1 protein-coding gene is annotated in these 1,661 nt (G+C 33.1%); it reads right to left on the bottom strand.

Translation table 11 applies throughout. The annotated features are described in order from the left end of the window. Positions 1-303: 303 nt before the first annotated feature. Positions 304-1,593, bottom strand: a complete 1,290-nt coding sequence (locus tag ACKI67_RS04345; RefSeq protein WP_407462169.1) for a TIGR02710 family CRISPR-associated CARF protein — start codon at positions 1,591-1,593, stop codon at positions 304-306. Between the last annotated feature and the right edge of the window lie 68 nt (positions 1,594-1,661).

The raw sequence follows: 1,661 nt of genomic DNA on the forward strand, positions 1-1,661 counted from the left end.
AATTTAAGTTAGAAAATAGCTTAAAAAAATTAGAGTAATATGCATTATATAGGGGGTGATTTTATGGGGGATTTTTGGAGTGTATTAACATGCGCTCTAACTTTGCTAGGTGTGATTATATCATATCTGGCATATAGGCGCATGTAATAGGGGGATAACCCCCTATCTTTAATACTAACTCTATAAGTCCCCATATATAAATTTAACGAATATCATTCCCTAAAAATAAATAATAATAACAAATAATAGATATAGTAAACTATAAATGATTTAAAGAACTTTAATCTAAAATACATTAAATAATTAAAGCCTATTCATCTTATTTCTCAAATCAAATTTGGCAAACTTGGTTTGCAAAATGAACTTGTCCATATCCTTGTCCAACTTGCGGGCAAGGTTTTCAACAAGCTCTTCAAACTGGTCGAAATCCTCCTTGTCAAGGGATTCAAGACCATGAGCCAATATGGAATTGTTTCTTTTTATGGTCAGGTTATTGATCTTATTCCTATTTTCAGCAAAGTACAATCCCAAATCGTCACCTAACTCTGCCAAGACTTCAAAGTCCTTTATCAAACCTATCTTTATCTTGCCGTCAACTCTTGTTTTTTCCAGACTGTCAATGAACTCCTGATTTACATTTTTCTCCAAAAGCACATCAATATCCAAATCTGAACTGATTAATCCACATTTACTTAATCTAATTTGTGCAATGAGTTCAAAGGCACGATATAATCGAGCGATGGCATCATCATATTTATACTCTTCAGCTCTTCTTATTGAATTATTAATCAAGCTTGCAAGAATATAGCAGTTCTTCAGGTTTTCATGTGGAGACCTTACTATTGCACCAAGTGCCTTAAGGTTTGTCTTCAAGTCATCTTTTATTTCAGAAAGTTCAAAGCCATCTAAGTTGACCTTAGTCAAATAGTCATATGCAACTATAAAGTCCATATTGTCCCAGGCATAATATGCCTTGACAAGATTCAATAGGTTTTCCTTATTGATGTTCTCATCAACGATATTTTCCAATATTTCACTTGCAGTGTAGAATCTGTTGGCATTGAAGTAGTTTCTGATTCTCATCAGTGAGAACTTGTCATAGACCTTATAGAGATTTTGGTATTGGAGGGATTCTGTACCTGGAGTTACAATTCCGTTCTTATTGTCTCCGCTTACTGTAATCAAATCCTTGGAATAGAACATTCCACAGCAGGCCATTGCAGCAGACATTGTCCTTGTTCCAGAGGTATAGTCCATGATAATCTCATAATTTTCTTCAGAAAAGATATCCAATTGCCAAATCTTCTGTTCAAAAGCTTCAAAACAGCTGTTGAAGTTATCCACCTGTTCCATTAGGACAATCTCATAATCCTGACCTTCGATGAATTCATCATCATCCGCTTCAAATAATTCCTTGACATAATCTATTACGTTTTTAGAGATTTCAGATGCAAAGAACACTATATAATCTGGATAGATCTTATGGATAGAGGAATATATTCCCTTTGCCAATATTTGAAAACCTTCCACATCTGATTTTGGATTGATTTCAGTTCCAACTGTCATGAATAGAGTTTTTATTTTTCTTTTCATAATACCACTGCAAAATAAGTAAAATATTTTTAGGAATAGTCTATTTTTAAAATTATTTATAATTATCT

Origin of the sequence: Methanobrevibacter sp. (genome assembly GCF_045577275.1) — an archaeon.
Classification (GTDB): domain Archaea; phylum Methanobacteriota; class Methanobacteria; order Methanobacteriales; family Methanobacteriaceae; genus Methanobrevibacter.